General features: G+C 61.0%; 16 protein-coding genes and 1 tRNA gene. 7 read left to right on the forward strand and 10 right to left on the reverse strand.

Features of this window, described 5'->3' with window-relative positions; genetic code table 11:
• Positions 1-75: 75 nt before the first annotated feature.
• Positions 76-543: a YkgJ family cysteine cluster protein gene (locus tag BSG19_RS17635; protein WP_244529303.1), complete on the reverse strand. Its 468-nt coding sequence runs from the start codon at positions 541-543 to the stop codon at positions 76-78.
• Between the two features lie 180 nt (positions 544-723).
• Here BSG19_RS17635 and BSG19_RS17640 point away from each other — a divergent pair, with 180 nt between their 5' ends.
• A complete protein-coding gene (locus tag BSG19_RS17640; RefSeq protein WP_092989332.1) occupies positions 724-948 on the forward strand; it encodes a hypothetical protein in 225 nt (74 codons plus the stop codon).
• Between the two features lie 22 nt (positions 949-970).
• A complete protein-coding gene (locus BSG19_RS17645; RefSeq protein ID WP_092989333.1) occupies positions 971-1,204 on the forward strand; it encodes a hypothetical protein in 234 nt (77 codons plus the stop codon).
• Positions 1,205-1,413: 209 nt separating this feature from the next.
• Here BSG19_RS17645 and BSG19_RS17650 read toward each other — a convergent pair whose 3' ends face one another.
• The gene (locus BSG19_RS17650; RefSeq protein WP_092989334.1) at positions 1,414-2,157 is read right to left on the reverse strand and encodes an outer membrane protein; all 744 of its coding nucleotides are present in this window, start codon (positions 2,155-2,157) and stop codon (positions 1,414-1,416) included.
• 309 nt (positions 2,158-2,466) lie between these two features.
• Here BSG19_RS17650 and BSG19_RS17655 point away from each other — a divergent pair, with 309 nt between their 5' ends.
• Positions 2,467-3,627 (forward strand): alpha/beta hydrolase, encoded by a 1,161-nt coding sequence (locus tag BSG19_RS17655; RefSeq protein ID WP_092989335.1) that lies wholly within the window; start codon positions 2,467-2,469, stop codon positions 3,625-3,627.
• 44 nt (positions 3,628-3,671) lie between these two features.
• Positions 3,672-4,688 (forward strand): Lnb N-terminal periplasmic domain-containing protein, encoded by a 1,017-nt coding sequence (locus tag BSG19_RS17660; RefSeq protein WP_092989336.1) that lies wholly within the window; start codon positions 3,672-3,674, stop codon positions 4,686-4,688.
• Between the two features lie 35 nt (positions 4,689-4,723).
• Here BSG19_RS17660 and BSG19_RS17665 read toward each other — a convergent pair whose 3' ends face one another.
• The 4 genes from BSG19_RS17665 to BSG19_RS17685 form a co-directional block, all read right to left on the reverse strand.
• Positions 4,724-5,041, reverse strand: coding sequence for a hypothetical protein (locus BSG19_RS17665; protein ID WP_092989337.1), 318 nt, complete (start codon positions 5,039-5,041; stop codon positions 4,724-4,726).
• A gap of 498 nt (positions 5,042-5,539) precedes the next feature.
• A tRNA-Met gene (locus tag BSG19_RS17675) sits at positions 5,540-5,616 on the reverse strand.
• Positions 5,617-5,761: 145 nt separating this feature from the next.
• A complete protein-coding gene (mnmA, locus tag BSG19_RS17680) occupies positions 5,762-6,958 on the reverse strand; it encodes a tRNA 2-thiouridine(34) synthase MnmA (protein WP_092989338.1) in 1,197 nt (398 codons plus the stop codon).
• 157 nt (positions 6,959-7,115) lie between these two features.
• A complete protein-coding gene (locus tag BSG19_RS17685) occupies positions 7,116-7,847 on the reverse strand; it encodes a helix-turn-helix transcriptional regulator (RefSeq protein WP_092989339.1) in 732 nt (243 codons plus the stop codon).
• A 322-nt stretch (positions 7,848-8,169) separates the two neighbouring features.
• On the opposite strand from BSG19_RS17685, the gene BSG19_RS25775 reads away from it, so the two are divergent.
• Both BSG19_RS25775 and BSG19_RS17690 read left to right on the forward strand, forming a co-directional pair.
• The gene (locus tag BSG19_RS25775) at positions 8,170-8,391 is read left to right on the forward strand and encodes a hypothetical protein (RefSeq protein WP_139274791.1); all 222 of its coding nucleotides are present in this window, start codon (positions 8,170-8,172) and stop codon (positions 8,389-8,391) included.
• A 90-nt stretch (positions 8,392-8,481) separates the two neighbouring features.
• Positions 8,482-8,757 (forward strand): CtrA inhibitor SciP, encoded by a 276-nt coding sequence (locus BSG19_RS17690; RefSeq protein WP_062474978.1) that lies wholly within the window; start codon positions 8,482-8,484, stop codon positions 8,755-8,757.
• 391 nt (positions 8,758-9,148) lie between these two features.
• On the opposite strand, the gene BSG19_RS17695 is transcribed toward BSG19_RS17690, so the two are convergent.
• Both BSG19_RS17695 and BSG19_RS25780 read right to left on the reverse strand, forming a co-directional pair.
• A complete protein-coding gene (locus tag BSG19_RS17695; protein ID WP_092989340.1) occupies positions 9,149-9,499 on the reverse strand; it encodes a flagellar export protein FliJ in 351 nt (116 codons plus the stop codon).
• A 238-nt stretch (positions 9,500-9,737) separates the two neighbouring features.
• Positions 9,738-9,947, reverse strand: a complete 210-nt coding sequence (locus BSG19_RS25780; protein WP_139274792.1) for a hypothetical protein — start codon at positions 9,945-9,947, stop codon at positions 9,738-9,740.
• Here BSG19_RS25780 and ctrA point away from each other — a divergent pair.
• The gene (ctrA, locus tag BSG19_RS17700) at positions 9,946-10,644 is read left to right on the forward strand and encodes a response regulator transcription factor CtrA (RefSeq protein ID WP_056339603.1); all 699 of its coding nucleotides are present in this window, start codon (positions 9,946-9,948) and stop codon (positions 10,642-10,644) included. The two genes, BSG19_RS25780 and ctrA, sit on opposite strands and share 2 nt — an antisense overlap.
• A gap of 211 nt (positions 10,645-10,855) precedes the next feature.
• Here the strand turns inward: ctrA and BSG19_RS17705 are convergent, their stop codons facing one another.
• Together BSG19_RS17705 and BSG19_RS17710 are read right to left on the reverse strand one after the other, a co-directional pair.
• Positions 10,856-11,218 (reverse strand): response regulator, encoded by a 363-nt coding sequence (locus BSG19_RS17705; protein WP_092989341.1) that lies wholly within the window; start codon positions 11,216-11,218, stop codon positions 10,856-10,858.
• Between the two features lie 209 nt (positions 11,219-11,427).
• Positions 11,428-12,069: a histidine phosphotransferase ChpT gene (locus BSG19_RS17710; RefSeq protein WP_092989342.1), complete on the reverse strand. Its 642-nt coding sequence runs from the start codon at positions 12,067-12,069 to the stop codon at positions 11,428-11,430.
• Between the last annotated feature and the right edge of the window lie 342 nt (positions 12,070-12,411).

Consider the following 12,411-nt stretch of genomic DNA (forward strand, 5'->3'; position numbering starts at 1 on the left):
ACGTAGAGCGACTGTTCGCCCGGCGGGCACAGAGGAATTGGCAACGCTTTCGCAGGTCGAGGACGCGAAAGCGCTTCACGGCCTGTTCGGTGGGTGGCCCTCGGGTTCTATCTTGAAGACATCGTCCCCCACGAACACAATGACATAGCCGCCTCGCGTTTCGGCCTCAGCGGCCCAGCGCTCCAGCAGGTGTTTATAAGGCGCCTGCTGCCAGATCGCGGGATGATCCGGATCGACCAGCACGGTCGTCTGCGGCCCCTGCTGATACACCATCATATGCGCGACCAGCGGGTCCCAATCCGGTTCGAGGTCCGGCTTCGTCATCCACGCGCAAAGGAAGTCACGACAGAGCGTCGGGCGCTCGGCATAGATCGTGCATCCGCGCCCCGCCACGCAATGACGACACCAGGCATTCGCCGGCTTTTCCAGCGCGTCGATATCGGGCAGGCGGCAGCAGAGCGTGCAGGTGCGACAGCTCCGGCCGGGAAGGGGCAAAGGCGCGAGGTTGCTGGCAGCAACGGGTTCGATATCAGTCCGTGTCACGCGACAGTCGCTTCCTTCGTGTCGTTGCGCACCTTGCTCACCTCTTTCTCGTCTCTCCCGATCGTGTAGCGGGGCAGTTCCGCCGCGTGACGGGTAAGGCTGTCGGTACGCTTCCCGACACAGAACCACAAGCTGTCCGTTCGGTGCTATCTTTCGCGTGCAGCAACATGGAATGTCGACATGCACCCGAACTTCCGCTTCAGCATCTTCGTGCACGGACGGTTGGCGCTCCCGGCGATGACCTTGAGCAGCCAGGCTCTCCGCCGCACGCTGATGATTGCCAGCGACAACAACGAAGCCCGGGCCGACTATATCTACCAGCATGTCGAAGAGACAGGACGCTGCCAACTGTTCACGGAGGATGAGCAGACCGGCTACGTGATCGAGAAGATTCTCTCGTCATAGCCGGAAAACGGAGGAGACGGACATGGTGAAAGAATATCGACTGAGCGTTTTTCAGGCGGGCAAGCTTGCCCGGCATCCGGTCGAACTGACGGATGTCGAGCTACGGGCGCATCTTCTCGTGGTGACGGATTTCGACGAACCGAAAGTCAACGGCGTCTGCAAATATGCGAGCCGCTGCGGCCGTAGCGAGTTTTCCCTGTCGGTGGACGGGCCCTATTATGTCGTGGAGCGCGTTCCCGTTCACGCAACGGCATGATGCTCGCACCGTTCCGGCAAGCGGCCGGGACAGTGAGACTTGCAAGTCACGAAAAAGCCGGCTGGTGGACCAGCCGGCTTTTTGCGTTTGAAAGACCGTAAGCGGGTTAGAGAATTCTCGGTGAACACGCGTTCACCGGAAATTCTCTATCCTCTTGTTTTCTCCGCATTGTCCGACGCCAAAGCGATCCCGCTTCGGCTGGAAATGCTCTAGAAGCTCTTACGGAAGCCGACGATGACAGCGTGGCTGCGGAAATCGGTTTCCGAACGCGAGCCGTCACGTGCCGTGAAGGAGAAGTCGTCGGCTGCCGTGAAGCGGTAACCGATGTCGAACGTGGTGTTGGTCAGCATGGCGAAATTGGTGAACAGGCCCAGTTCCTGGATGTTGATACCGACGCCGGCGTCGAGGTGGTAGGCAAAGCGCGTGTCGTCATCGTCCATCAGCGTGGCAACGCCGGCAATGCCCTGGCGACGCAGTTCGAGGTTCATGACACCGACGCCGCCGCCGACGTAAGGCGTGATGGCCGAAAGCGGGCCACCGAGCGGAATGTCGAGGTAGCCGTTGACGTAGCCCTGGATGGTGCGTGCATCGCCGAAGCTGTCGATGGAGCGGGCGGCGCCGAGGCCGCTCGAGCTATGATTGTCGACCGAAGCATTGCCCATGCCGACTTCAATTTCGACGCGCGGGGAAACATAGCCCATGTCGCCGAAGTTGTAACCGGCACGAACACCCGAGTAATAGCCGACGTCGTAGTCCGTGTTAACCGTGGTGCCGGCAACGCCAAAGGATGTGTCGTCGAGGAATGTCAGGCTGCTGACCGAACCGAGGTAGAAGCCGCCATTGGTTTCGACGACGACCGGGCCGACCGGCTCCGTCAGATCCGCAGCGCGTACGATGGAACCGGAAGCCGCGAGAGCAACGCCAGCGAGGAGGATCTTGGTAAAGCGGGTCATGACGACATCCTTCGAAAGAGAGCGGCGCAGTCAGCAAGTGTGCGTCGGATGTTGAGTAAGTAGCCGGTTTTTGCGCGAGCAGTAGAGGAGACGGCGCCGAAAAGCGGTGGCGTTCACCTCGAAAAATGGGGCTGTTGCATGAAAGTCACGAATGCGTCCTCCACGTGTGTTGGAAAAGACTTAAGGATGAGGGCGCGAGATGGCCAGCTGCCGGGCACAGCGCTATGTTCCGTAACACGATGCCGCCGACCCTCGCTGGACGGCAGAACCGTCGGCGCAGCGCTGTGCAAGAACCCGTGAGGAAGCCTGATGATTGTGATCCGCGCAGGTGCTGCTGCCTTCCCGCGTGTCCGCGCCGCCTTGCTGCTTCTTCTGTTCGGCTTGGTTTTTCCACTCGGCGGCTGTGCCAGCCGGCCAACGGCCTCGGTGCTCGATCCTGCTTCTGGAGCAGGGAGAGATGCGGCGGTGTCCGGCGACAAGGCGCTGACGCTCTTTGCCGTGACCAATCGCGAGCGGGACGGCGAGGGCTTCGACAGTGGACGCGCGCGTGCGCTGACCTACGAGCGGTACAGGTTTTCCATACCCGCGTCGCACCAGCCTGCAGCGATCGAGTATCCCTCGAAGCGGGCCGATTCCGCCCGCGCGATAACGGTGCGGGAGCGCCGCACGCTTGACCAGCGCAGCTTGGTGGCGGCCATCGTTTCGCAGCCCGGCTTCGATGGCACGGTCGGGCTCTTCGTGCACGGGTTCAACTATCGCTATCAGGAAGGCGTTTTCCGCCTGACGCAGATGGCGGTGGATTCGCGCAGCAAGGCGACGCCGGTGCTGTTTTCCTGGCCGTCCGAAGGTGCGTTATCAGGCTACCTTGCCGATCGCGATGCCGTTCTCTTTTCGCGCGACGACCTGGTGTCCTTGATGGCGGCACTCAGCGAAACCCGCAAGGTGCGGCAGATCCTCGTGTTCGGCCACAGCATGGGCGGCTTTCTCATCATGGAATCGCTGCGGCAGTTGCGTCTGACGGATCGCGCCGATGTGCTCGACAAGCTGACGGTCATCCTCGCGGCACCCGATATCGATGCGGATCTCTTTCGCCGCCAGATGGACGTGATCGGCCGGTTGCGCTCGCCCCTCGTGCTGCTCGTTTCGCCAAAGGACGAGGCTCTGGCCGCGTCGAGCCTCCTCAGCGGCTCGCGGCCGCGGGTCGGGCGGCTGGATGTGGAGGATCCGAAGGTGCGGGAAACGGCAAAGGCATATGGCGTCCTCGTGGTCGATATCACCTCTCTGAATGCACCGGACGGGCTCGGTCATGATCGTTATGCAAGTCTTGCGGCGATTGCACCGCAGGTCAGCGCGCTCGGACGGCCCGGCGCTGCCACGCCCACGGACGTCGGCGCCTTCATTCTCGATGCCGCGGGGCAGGTGGTGGCAAGTCCGTTCACCGTCGCCGGCCGGATACTCGCTCCGAAGTGACGGGCAGGCAGGCGCGTCATCATCTCCCGAAAGAGGCTCAAAGCATGCGTTTGATCACGACCCTCGCCACAGGCCTCGTCAGTGCGCTCTTTCTCCTGCTGGCGCTGCTCGCCACCGTATGGACGGCGTTGGCGCTCTGGTATCGCATTCCCGGTGATGGGCTGCTGCGCGGCGCGGCGGTGTTTCTCTGGGTTGTCTTCGTCCTCGGCCTCATCGTGTTCGGCCGGCGTTATCCTCTTGCCGCCGTCGGCATCTTTCTCGTGGGGCTCATTGCCGTGGGGCTCTGGTGGCAGACCATTCGCCCGAGGCTCGATCGCGACTGGGCGCCCGATGTTGCGCGCACGGTGACAGGGACAATCGGCGCGGGAGAGGGCGGCGATGTCGTCACGCTCCGCAACGTGCGCAACTTCCGCTGGACGAGCGACCGGGATGCCGAACCGCTGTGGGAAACCCGCCGTTACGATCTTGATACGATCACCGGCACGGATCTGATCCTGTCCTACTGGGGCATGGATGCCATCGCCCACACGCTCGTCAGCTTCAGCTTCGCCGATGGCCAGCGCGTTGCGTTTTCGGTGGAGATCCGCCGTGAAAAGACGGAGCAGTTTTCCTCCGTCGCCGGTTTCTTCAAGAGCTACGAGCTCGCCTTCATCGCGGCCGACGAGAGCGACATCCTCTATCTCAGGACCAACATGCGCCGGGAGGATACCTATCTCTATCCGCTGGCACTGCCCCGACAGGCCGCGGCTGCCCTTTTCCTCACCTATGTGCACGCCGCCAACGAGCGCGCCGAGACGCCGCAATTCTACGATACGCTGACCAGCAACTGCACCACCGTCATCTTCGATCTCGCCCGGCTGGTTTCTCCCGGCATTCCCATGGACTGGCGCATCCTCCTCTCCGGCTATCTCCCGAGCTACCTCCTCGATCAGGATGCCACGCTCTGGAAGCTGCCGGAAAAGGAACTGCGCGCAAAAGCGGCCATCAGCGCGAAGGCGCAAGCACAGCCGACCAACGGTCCGGATTACTCGACGATCATCCGCGCGGATACCGCGCCATAAAGGGCCTGCAGGTCGTCAACCGAAAACGCGCGCCGTCATCTCCACCGCCTGTGCAGCGCGAAGGCAATGCCGAGAACAACCACTGCCGTTGGCCAGAAATCCGTCATCTGGTCGAACGACCATTTCCACATCTCATATCCTTCGAGATGCGGCGGCTTCATCTTCACACTGACCTCGAAGTCCCGCTTCTCCCGCCCATGAAAATGCCCGATGGCAAACGCCAGTCCCATGAGCACAGCCACCCGCCGCTCGAAGAGAACGCAGAACAGGACGGCCACCACGGCAGCCATGACGATCGCCTCGATGATATGGCCGAGCCAGTCGAAATTTGCCTGGATATAAGTCCAGTCCATGGGGTGCTTGCTTTCCTCAGGACGGTGGCCTGAGGAACTATCCTCAGCCTGCGTATGCGACGTTCTCTCAACCGGCTTTGGCGACAAGGCGCGTGTTCGTAGAGGGACACAGCAATAGACGTCTCCTAGGACGTACGTCTGCGTCAACATGGCCGATGTTGTCCGCAACAGTTTTGAGATAGTCCTCCTCCCGCAAACCACCAGAATGGAATACCGAAATGTGGGATTGGTTCCCGATCGTCTTCTTCCCGCTCAAGCTTCTCGTCCTCGGCACGGGCATGTTCTTCGCCATCAAGTGGCATCGGGATCAAGCCAAGAAAAAATGACGAAGCCGGCTGGCTTTGAGCGGCAGCCGATGAGAGATCTGCCGCCTGCTTGCTTTGAAGTGGGCAAAGAGGTGATCGTAGGTCAGCTGTGTCCGGCGATACGAATGCCAGCGGGGCACGCGTGCATCCAGCTGAAATCGCCACTTTTGTATCGATATAAAATATCTGGAATTGGTAGCGGGAGAGGGACTCGAACCCCCGACACGCGGATTATGATTCCGCTGCTCTAACCACCTGAGCTACCCCGCCGCCGGATGCGACCTTTGGTCGGTCGCTTGCGGTGGGCGGCTTATAAGATGTGGGTCAGGGGGGTGTCAAGCGATGGTGGAAAAAAAGGGTGGGGATGTGAGGGCAGCCGCCAAGCGCTGCCGAATGGCGGCGTGCAGCCGCCGGATCAGGCGGCAGCGGGGGCTTCGAGGAGGTGGCGCAGGGCCTGTTCGGCAGCGGGTTCGCGTTCCGAGCGCAGGATGAAGCCGCCGCCGTAGACGCGGGCGTCTTCGCCGGGGCCGGAATAGAGCGCGCAGGCCTGTCCGGGCGCGATGCCGGCTTCGCCTTCCATGAGTTCCACGGTTATGCCGGAGGCATCGACCTTGAGCAAGGCGGGGGCAGGAACGCGCGTGGAGCGGACCTTGGCGTAGCAGGCGAGGCCTTCCGCCGGCAGGTCCTCAAGCGCGACGTCGCCCAACCAGTTCATATCACGCAGCTGGACCCGGCGTGTCTCCAGCGCCTCGCGCGGGCCGACGATGACGCGGCAGGAGCGGGCGTCGAGGTGAACGACGTAGAGCGGCTCGCCGGTGGCGACGCCGATGCCGCGGCGCTGGCCGATGGTATAATGCAGGATGCCCTCGTGGCGCCCAAGAACGCGGCCGTCGAGGTGAACGATATCGCCGGCCAGCGCCGCATTCGGGCGCAGCTTGGAGACGATGTCGCTATACTTGCCCTGCGGCACGAAACAGATGTCCTGGCTGTCTGCCTTCTTGGCAACGACGAGGCCCATATCCTCGGCCAGCGCCCGGGTTTCGGCCTTGGTCAGGTGGCCGAGCGGGAAGCGCAGGTAGTCGATCTGCTCCTGCGTGGTCGCAAACAGGAAGTAGCTCTGATCGCGGTCGGCATCAGCCGGGCGATAGAGCGAGCGGCGGCCGGGGAAGCCCGGCTGCGGATTGGCACGCGAGCGGATGTAGTGGCCCGTGGCCAGCGCATCGGCACCCAGATCGCGGGCGGTCGCCAGCAGGTCGGCAAACTTGACGGTCTGGTTGCAGGCGACGCAGGGAATGGGGGTTTCCCCGGCAATATAGCTTTCGGCAAACGGATTGATGACCGTCTCGCGGAACCGCTGCTCGTAATCGAGCACATAATGGGGGATGCCCAGGACCTCGCAGACGCGGCGGGCGTCATCGATATCCTGACCCGCGCAGCAGGAGCCGGCACGGTGAACGGCCGCGCCATGATCGTAGAGCTGCAGCGTGATGCCGAAGACATCATAGCCCTCCCGCTTCAGAATGCCCGCGACGACGGAACTATCGACGCCGCCGGACATGGCGACGACGACGCGGGTATCTTCAGGCTTGCGGTCGAAATCGAGGCTGTTCACGAGAGATGGTCCGATTCTGTCGGATGACCGGCGCGGCGTTCGCGCCTGCACCTTGCTTGACGCCAATATAAAAGGTCGAAGCCGGGTCTACAAGCGCTGCTCGACGTGACGGGTGACTCTCACCCCATGTCGACGGCTGCGACCGCGCGTAAAACCCTCAGATGATTTTCAGCCGCATCGCCCGGGCGATAGCCTGCATGCGGTTGACGGCATCGAGCTTGCGGGCGGCGGTCTTGAAATAGCTGCTGACAGTATAGGCGGAGATGCCGAGGATGATCGCGATCTCATCGCTGCTCTTGCCGGCAGCGGCCCAGCGGAGGCATTCGATCTCGCGGGCAGAGAGTTTTTCGCGTGTGGAGACGCCAGCGTCCATGGCGCGCTCCAACCGCTCGAACAGCTGGAGCAGGACGTAATAGAGCTCCGCCGCCTCGATGCCTTCCGGCGCATCGCGGCTGCCGGACAGCGTGACGATGAACGGATCCGCATAGGTCGTGTGCAACAGGACCGCGAGAGTGAAGGCCATGGACGGCGCGATTTCGACGGCGGTCACGGGTTTGCCGCGAAGGCCAAGAAGGGTGGCCGTCTCTTTGAAGACAGGGAGCTTGGTGTGGCGCAGTTCCTCCACCAGGCGGCTTAGCCGGAAGATGTCCAGCGCATCGTAGCCCCGCACCAGATCGGCGGGCCAGCTGCTGACGACGAGGCGTTCGGAGAAGTTCTGCTGGTCACCGGCGGGAACGCGAACGATCATGAAATTGTCGAAGCCGAATTCGGCAGCGCATTGCCGCATGAGGCGCAGGACCTCGTATTCCGTCTGGACGGAGGACGTATCCGCGGTCGGGAAAAGCAGGTTCGATTTGCTGCTTCTCACCGTTTCATCGACATCAGGCATAGCGTTTTCACCACTGCCGGCTCGGCCGGCTCCTTGTTTCCGCGTCCTTCCGCCTGCAAATGAAACGGTCTCGCTGCACGTCCGGCGTCTCGTCCTCATCGGGCGGGCATGCCGGGCGGCATCGGGACGTACAGTCTACCGGAAAAACGATATGATGGCACCCTGGGGATGCGCATGCTGTAAATCTCTCAGCCCGTGCCGGGCCGGAGGCTCATATCCTGCAGTTTTTTTGACGTTACCGGCCCCCGGGACGGTGTTTCAGCCTCTTCCGAGGCCTTGTCACGCCAAAAAATGAGCCCGACGCCAGCTGCAGACACGCCGCATGCCCCTGCATCGCGCCGACTTGTATGAAAATCTTACAAAAATTCCTACCCGCTCCCTGCGCATGGCAGCTATGCGGCAGGGAACCCGTAGAATGCAGGATTCCCGCGGCTTTGCGGTGTGCAAGGGCCTGATGCAATCGCCGCTTGATGTCGTGTTTGCAGGCGGAAACGGCTCTTCTTTCCGCGTTGCAGGAGGCCTTTGCGGCAAGTCATTCGAATGATGGATAAATTGTGTTGTCGAGCTTAGGCAAATCTTAAATGTGGCAAGCTAGGCTCTCCGAATATGGTCTTGAGTATGTGTAGAGAGTCCAATGACCGAAATGGTACGACCCCGCGTGAAGTATGTCATCGGCCCGGATGGCAGCCCACTGACGATTGCCGATCTTCCCCCGGCGAACACGCGGCGCTGGGTGATTAGACGGAAGGCAGAAGTGGTTGCAGCCGTTCGCGGCGGGCTGCTGAGCCTTGAAGAGGCCTGTGAGCGGTATACGCTGACGGTCGAGGAATTTCTGTCCTGGCAGGCTTCGATCAACGATCATGGTCTTGCAGGACTGCGCACGACGCGTATCCAGCAATATCGCCACTGAGATCATCAGGGCATCAACGATCGGCTTGAGCGGTCGCGACTTTCGTCGCGGCCGCTCGTTTGCGTTCCGGATGCCTGTTGTCACACCGTCTCGATCGGGATGAGATCAGCTTCAGCGTATCCGTGTGGCGGCGCTTCCGGATAAGGCTGCGTTCATGAGCCACTCCGGCGATGCCTGACACCCCATAGGCTCGGTCGCGGGAAGGCTTCGCGCAAGCTCCTTGGCTTACCGTTCGTCGCATGTGTCCGTCTGTCGCGCACGAGAGGGCGCGATCGGCGGTGAAAGACGGGGAAATTGAAAGCACAACGACAACGGCCGCGCGTCGGAGCGAGGCGCGGCGGCGTAGGTCAGGCTGGACTGCCGGTCAGGTTAGACTGCCGGCAGATCAGGATCAGGCGCGCAACCGCACGAGACCGTCGCGTTCTTCGAGTGCGGAGGCTTTGGCGAATTCGGCCTGGACTTCTTCCAGAGCGAGTTCGGCGGCGTCCTGCTGGACTTTCAGTTCCCGAACCGACACCTGCAGATTGTCGGCCCGCTGGCGGGCCGCCTTGGCAAATGTCGGATAGGCAAAATGGGACGGATCCGAAATGCCAGACTTTTTCTCCTCGAATGCGATCTGATGCTCCAAATCCTTGGTCATCCTTTCGAATTCGGTCATCATCATCTGAAGCTGCTTCAGTTGACGCTGTTTGTCCTTCACCTGAAATTCCTTCAGGCGGACAAGGCTCTCACGTGACTTCATACGCAATACTCCCGCGGTGCGAGACCCGGCATCTCACTTGCAACCCTTACCGATGGCTCATGCCTTCGGCTCCGCGAAAAAACCCCAGTGATATTAACAAATGCCTACCGCTGGTAACGTTTCGTTTACGGGCATAGTTAATCCTAGGGACGATCATTTAAGGCCCGGTAAATGGCCAACGCGAAATACGACGCTTTGGTCTTTTGGCGAGTCTCTGGAATCCGATAGAGCTGTTCGCTCACTTCAAAGGTGAGAAAGCGGGTTTATCAAAAGCAAACGAAATCAAGGGGCTGAGAAAAATATTTAACAAATGCTGTGCACCTTGCCAGAGGGAATCAGAATTTGTTAACCATTTGGTGGCAAGCTCCAAATCAGGCAACGACTGGATCCGTTTAGCGTCAGGCAGCCTTGCACTACCTTTCGGCGGCGGAAAAGGGGACAAAAACATGCGGGTTCTGCTTATCGAGGACGACAGCGCGACAGCGCAGAGCATCGAATTGATGCTCAAGTCCGAGAGTTTCAATGTGTACACCACCGATCTCGGTGAAGAGGGCGTCGATCTCGGCAAACTCTACGACTACGACATCATTCTGCTGGACCTCAACCTGCCCGACATGTCGGGCTATGAGGTGCTCCGGACCCTTCGCCTCTCCAAGGTGAAGACCCCGATCCTCATCCTCTCCGGCATGGCCGGCATCGAGGACAAGGTTCGCGGCTTGGGCTTCGGTGCGGACGACTACATGACCAAGCCGTTCCACAAGGACGAGCTTGTGGCGCGCATCCATGCGATCGTTCGCCGCTCCAAGGGTCATGCCCAGTCCGTTATTTCGACCGGCGAGCTGATCGTCAACCTGGATGCAAAGACCGTCGAAGTCGGCGGACAGCGCGTTCACCTGACGGGCAAGGAATACCAGATGCTGGAGCTGCTTTCGCTCCGCAAGGGTACGACCCTGACCAAGGAAATGTTCCTGAACCACCTTTACGGCGGTATGGACGAGCCGGAACTGAAGATTATCGACGTCTTCATCTGCAAGCTGCGCAAGAAGCTCGCAAACGCTGCCGGCGGCGCAAACTACATCGAGACCGTCTGGGGCCGTGGCTACGTGCTGCGCGAACCGGAAGGCGATCTCGCCGAAAGCGCCTGATCTTCCGGATGTTTTGAGAGCCATCGGCGATCATGCATCCCGCAGTGCAGGATCGCCGTTATCGGCGCCGACCGACCCGCCCTTCGTGGCGGGTTTTTCGTTTTTCGCTGTCTGGAGAAGGATCGCCTCTCGTGGAGACGAAAAAGGCCGCCTTGCGGGCGGCCTTTGCGGGGGCAGGGGGTAGGCAAGGAAAGCCGAAGAACCCTCGTGGTCAGGCAGCTGCGGCGTAGGCGGCGAAGACGCTGGTGAGGATTTTCCGGTCGAATGGCTTCAGCAGGAAGTCGTCGGCACCGGCACGCTTGCCCGCCATCATCTTGCGCAGATCCGCCTCGATGACGCAGTAATAGATACGAACGGATTTGCCTTCGGACATCACGCGAATGTTCGCGATCAGCTCCAGCGCGCCATCCAGGCCCGCATCGACGATGATGATGTTGGGAAGCTCGGCTTCGCAGCGCGCCAGCGCCTCAAGGCCATTGGCGGCTTCCGAGACGAGAAAGCCCATGCCGGAGAGGATGCGCTTTCCGACCTTGCGCACCACGTCGGAGTCGTCGGCGATCATCAAGCGCTGCATGGAGCTCCTAGCCCTTTCATTCCCGTGAACAGAAGACCTCGATGCCAGGCCGCTGGCGGATATCCGCCCCGGCGCTGCATCAACGTCCAGTTGCGCACCCCTGCGATCTGGCACGCCAGGTCGCAGGTGTATGCTCGTCTCGGGAGTATAAGGCGCCTTTGGCAAACAAACCGTTACCGGAGCGACGAAGAATGGCGGCGACGACGCTCCTAGATGGAGGACGCCACGAAGACGATCTCTTCCGGTGTCGGCAGGATCTCGATCTTCATGCTGGCCTCGTCGGCCAGAAGCACCGTGTAATATGGCTGGATCGTGTGCGCGTCGACGGCTTCTTCCAGCGTGCCGGAGAGGAGTTCGACAAGCTTGGGTGGTACGCGCATCATCTTGCCGCGCACGACAAGCTTGAAGACCGCATCGTATTCCGGGTTTTCCAGTGTCACATCCAGCGAACCGCCGCGTGGAATGGCGCCGTAGGCGATGAGGAAGAGATTCAACAGCAGCTTCACGCGGTTCTTTGGAATGATAACGCGCGGGCCCGTCCAGGAGATCTCGGTTTTCTTCTCCACGACTGCGAAATCGCGTGCTGCTTTCTCCGCTTCGCCGGTGTCGATGGACGCTCCGACGGAGCCGGAGGCACCGAAGGCGAGACGGGCGAACTTCAGGCGGACGGCTGCGTTCAGCGCGCTGGTGCGGATGAGGTCCATGGCATCAGCGTCGGCGCCCCCTTCGTCGAGAAGCTCAAGGCCGTTATTGATGGCGCCGACGGGCGAGATGATGTCGTGGCAGACGCGGCTGCAAAGCAGCGCGGCGAGATCGGGGCCGGTCAGGGTCAGGTTCGGATTCTTTTCCATCGTCGTGTCCTTAAAGGTCGCTCTTGCCGATCATCCCGGTGCGCAAAGCCGTCGCGCGGGGCCGTATTCGGGTGTGGTTTAGAGGGTGAAGATTGCGCGGACGTGGCGTGTCCAGTCCGGCCATAATGACACCATGTTTGGTAAACCAATTGTTAAGATGATGGGTTCAGAGTGGCGGAATCCCGGGCCGGGGCCGCAGACAGGCACGGCCTGCTCCTGCCGGTACTCTATCGGCCTTGGGATAACGGAGGATGCGATGCTGCAGAAATCGAATTTTGCGCCCTCGAGGGACGTTGCCATGTGCCTTCCGCTGGCCGCCCTGTGGTCTTCTATGAAAGCCGT

Origin of the sequence: Rhizobium sp. NFR03 (assembly GCF_900111275.1) — a bacterium.
Classification (GTDB): Bacteria; Pseudomonadota; Alphaproteobacteria; order Rhizobiales; family Rhizobiaceae; genus Ferranicluibacter.

Excerpts from the sequence above, each read along its gene's own strand:
- BSG19_RS17695 (WP_092989340.1), bottom strand. The coding sequence starts at position 9,499 with ATGAAGTCACGTGAGAGCCTTGTCCGCCTGAAGGAATTTCAGGTGAAG.
- BSG19_RS17645 (WP_092989333.1), top strand. The coding sequence starts at position 971 with ATGGTGAAAGAATATCGACTGAGCGTTTTTCAGGCGGGCAAGCTTGCC.
- BSG19_RS17705 (WP_092989341.1), bottom strand. The coding sequence starts at position 11,218 with ATGCAGCGCTTGATGATCGCCGACGACTCCGACGTGGTGCGCAAGGTC.
- ctrA (WP_056339603.1), top strand. The coding sequence starts at position 9,946 with ATGCGGGTTCTGCTTATCGAGGACGACAGCGCGACAGCGCAGAGCATC.
- BSG19_RS17650 (WP_092989334.1), bottom strand. The coding sequence starts at position 2,157 with ATGACCCGCTTTACCAAGATCCTCCTCGCTGGCGTTGCTCTCGCGGCT.
- BSG19_RS17665 (WP_092989337.1), bottom strand. The coding sequence starts at position 5,041 with ATGGACTGGACTTATATCCAGGCAAATTTCGACTGGCTCGGCCATATC.
- BSG19_RS17655 (WP_092989335.1), top strand. The coding sequence starts at position 2,467 with ATGATTGTGATCCGCGCAGGTGCTGCTGCCTTCCCGCGTGTCCGCGCC.
- BSG19_RS17660 (WP_092989336.1), top strand. The coding sequence starts at position 3,672 with ATGCGTTTGATCACGACCCTCGCCACAGGCCTCGTCAGTGCGCTCTTT.
- BSG19_RS25780 (WP_139274792.1), bottom strand. The coding sequence starts at position 9,947 with ATGTTTTTGTCCCCTTTTCCGCCGCCGAAAGGTAGTGCAAGGCTGCCT.
- BSG19_RS25775 (WP_139274791.1), top strand. The coding sequence starts at position 8,170 with ATGCCCCTGCATCGCGCCGACTTGTATGAAAATCTTACAAAAATTCCT.
- BSG19_RS17690 (WP_062474978.1), top strand. The coding sequence starts at position 8,482 with ATGACCGAAATGGTACGACCCCGCGTGAAGTATGTCATCGGCCCGGAT.
- BSG19_RS17685 (WP_092989339.1), bottom strand. The coding sequence starts at position 7,847 with ATGCCTGATGTCGATGAAACGGTGAGAAGCAGCAAATCGAACCTGCTT.
- BSG19_RS17640 (WP_092989332.1), top strand. The coding sequence starts at position 724 with ATGCACCCGAACTTCCGCTTCAGCATCTTCGTGCACGGACGGTTGGCG.
- BSG19_RS17710 (WP_092989342.1), bottom strand. The coding sequence starts at position 12,069 with ATGGAAAAGAATCCGAACCTGACCCTGACCGGCCCCGATCTCGCCGCG.